This window comes from Levilactobacillus humaensis (assembly GCF_024345185.1).
Taxonomy (GTDB): domain Bacteria; phylum Bacillota; class Bacilli; order Lactobacillales; family Lactobacillaceae; genus Levilactobacillus; species Levilactobacillus humaensis.
Genome location: NZ_BROB01000053.1, coordinates 1 through 3249 on the forward strand (window position 1 = coordinate 1; position 3249 = coordinate 3249).

The 3249-nt window shown below is 49.6% G+C and carries 2 rRNA genes; both read left to right on the forward strand.

The features are described from left to right. Positions 1-146: 146 nt before the first annotated feature. Positions 147-3065: ribosomal RNA gene (locus OCU14_RS11090) — 23S ribosomal RNA — on the forward strand. A gap of 72 nt (positions 3066-3137) precedes the next feature. Continuing rightward, positions 3138-3249: ribosomal RNA gene (gene rrf / locus OCU14_RS11095) — 5S ribosomal RNA — on the forward strand; the annotation flags it as partial.

Here is a 3249-nt window from a genome sequence, read left to right on the forward strand (position 1 = left end):
TTGTTCTTTGAAAACTAGATATTATCAATTATTTTCCTTTAATTATTAAGATAATTAAACCGAGAAACAACTGCGTATTTTTGAGTTTTTTAATTAGTTTTATATCGCTAATACTCGATTAATCAACGATTACTTCGTAATCGTTAGGTTAAGTTATGAAGGGCGCATGGTGGATGCCTTGGTACTAGGAGCCGATGAAGGACGGGACTAACACCGATATGCTTCGGGGAGCTGTACGTAAGCTTTGATCCGGAGATTTCCGAATGGGGAAACCCAATTACATTAATCCGTAATTACAACTTGGGGAATACATACTCAAGTTGAGGCAGACGCGGGGAACTGAAACATCTAAGTACCCGCAGGAATAGAAAGAAAAATCGATTCCCTAAGTAGCGGCGAGCGAACGGGGAATAGCCCAAACCAAAGAGCTTGCTCTTTGGGGTTGTAGGACTGAACATTTGAGTTACCAAAGTCAATGATAATCGAAGAGTCTGGGAAGACTCGGCATAGAGGGTGATACCCCCGTAGATGAAATCATTGGCCCTCAGTTCAGTATCCTGAGTACGGCCACACACGTGAAACGTGGTCGGAATCCGGGAGGACCATCTCCCAAGGCTAAATACTCCCTAGTGACCGATAGTGAACCAGTACCGTGAGGGAAAGGTGAAAAGCACCGCGGAAGCGGAGTGAAATAGTTCCTGAAACCATGTGCCTACAATTAGTTAGAGCCCGTTAATGGGTGATAGCGTGCCTTTTGTAGAATGAACCGGCGAGTTACGTTAATTTGCAAGGTTAAGGTGGAAAGACCGGAGCCGTAGCGAAAGCGAGTCTGAAACGGGCGTTTCAGTAAATTGACGTAGACCCGAAACCAGGTGACCTACCCATGTCCAGGTTGAAGGTGCGGTAAAGCGCACTGGAGGACCGAACCCGTGTATGTTGAAAAATGCTGGGATGAGGTGTGGGTAGCGGTGAAATTCCAAACGAACTTGGAGATAGCTGGTTCTCTCCGAAATAGCTTTAGGGTTAGCCTCGGAGTTAAGAATCGTGGAGGTAGAGCCACTGTTTGGACTAGGGGCCCGTCATGGGTTACTGAATTCAGATAAACTCCGAATGCCACAGATTTATATCCGGGAGTCAGACGACGAGTGATAAGATCCGCCGTCGAAAGGGGAACAGCCCAGACCACCAATTAAGGTCCCTAAATATGTACTGAGTGGAAAAGGATGTGGAGTTGCATAGACAGCTAGGATGTTGGCTCAGAAGCAGCCACCATTTAAAGAGTGCGTAATAGCTCACTAGCCGAGTGATCCTGCGCCGAAAATTTACCGGGGCTAAGTACATTACCGAAATTGTGGATGCGACCATTAGGTCGCGTGATAGGAGAGCGTTCTAAGGGCAACGAAGGTAGACCGTAAGGACTACTGGAGCGCTTAGAAGTGAGAATGCCGGTATGAGTAGCGAAAGATCAGTGAGAATCTGATCCACCGAATGACTAAGGTTTCCTGGGGAAGGCTCGTCCTCCCAGGGTTAGTCGGGACCTAAGCCGAGGCTGAGAAGCGTAGGCGATGGATAACAGGTTGATATTCCTGTACTAGTTAATCATGTTTGAACGATGGAGGGACGCAGGAGGCTATGGTGAGCATCCGATTGGAAATGGATGTTCAAACGTCAAGTCTGGTTGTGAGTCAAATGCTTACAGCTAAGGACAAGGCGCGATGAGGACCGAATTTTAGTAGGGAAGCACCAGACGTCACACTGCCGAGAAAAGCTTCTAGTTAGTGATTAACTACCCGTACCGCAAACCGACACAGGTAGTCGAGGAGAGTATCCTAAGGTGAGCGAGTGAACTCTCGTTAAGGAACTCGGCAAAATGACCCCGTAACTTCGGGAGAAGGGGTGCTACACGCAAGTGTAGCCGCAGTGAAAAGGCCCAGGCGACTGTTTATCAAAAACACAGGTTTCTGCAAAATCGTAAGATGACGTATAGGGGCTGACGCCTGCCCGGTGCTGGAAGGTTAAGTGGATGAGTTAGCTTCGGCGAAGCCCAGAAATGAAGCCCCAGTAAACGGCGGCCGTAACTATAACGGTCCTAAGGTAGCGAAATTCCTTGTCGGGTAAGTTCCGACCCGCACGAAAGGCGTAACGATCTGGGCACTGTCTCAACGAGAGACTCGGTGAAATTATATTACCTGTGAAGATGCAGGTTACCCGCGACAGGACGGAAAGACCCCATGGAGCTTTACTGTAGCTTGATATTGGGTGTTGACACAGCTTGTACAGGATAGGTCGGAGCCGTAGAATTCGGAACGCTAGTTTCGAATGAGGCGCTGGTGGGATACGACCCTCGCTGTGTGAATACTCTAACCCACACCACTTATCGTGGTGGGAGACAGTGTCAGGTGGGCAGTTTGACTGGGGCGGTCGCCTCCTAAAAAGTAACGGAGGCGCCCAAAGGTTCTCTCAGAATGGTTGGAAATCATTCATTGAGTGTAAAGGCAGAAGAGAGCTTGACTGCGAGACAGACAGGTCGAGCAGGGACGAAAGTCGGGCTTAGTGATCCGGTGGTACCGTATGGAAGGGCCATCGCTCAACGGATAAAAGCTACCCTGGGGATAACAGGCTTATCTCCCCCAAGAGTCCACATCGACGGGGAGGTTTGGCACCTCGATGTCGGCTCATCGCATCCTGGGGCTGTAGTCGGTCCCAAGGGTTGGGCTGTTCGCCCATTAAAGCGGTACGCGAGCTGGGTTCAGAACGTCGTGAGACAGTTCGGTCCCTATCCGTCGCGGGCGTAGGAAATTTGAGAGGAGCTGTCCTTAGTACGAGAGGACCGGGATGGACATACCGCTGGTGTACCAGTTGTGCCGCCAGGCGCATCGCTGGGTAGCTATGTATGGATGAGATAAACGCTGAAAGCATCTAAGTGTGAAACTCGCCTCGAGATGAGATTTCCCATTCCTATATGGAAGTAAGACCCCTGAGAGATGATCAGGTAGATAGGCTGGAAGTGGCAGCCCCGTGAGGGGTGAAGCGGACCAGTACTAATCGGTCGAGGACTTAACCAAGTTGAAAACGTGGTTGTTTCCGCTGGAGAATAATTGAATAATATCTAGTTTTGAGAGAACAAGCTCTCATAGTGTGGTGGCGATAGCCTGAAGGATACACCCGTTCCCATGCCGAACACGGAAGTTAAGCTTCAGCACGCTGATAGTAGTTGGGGGATCGCCCCCTGCGAGGATAGGACGTTGC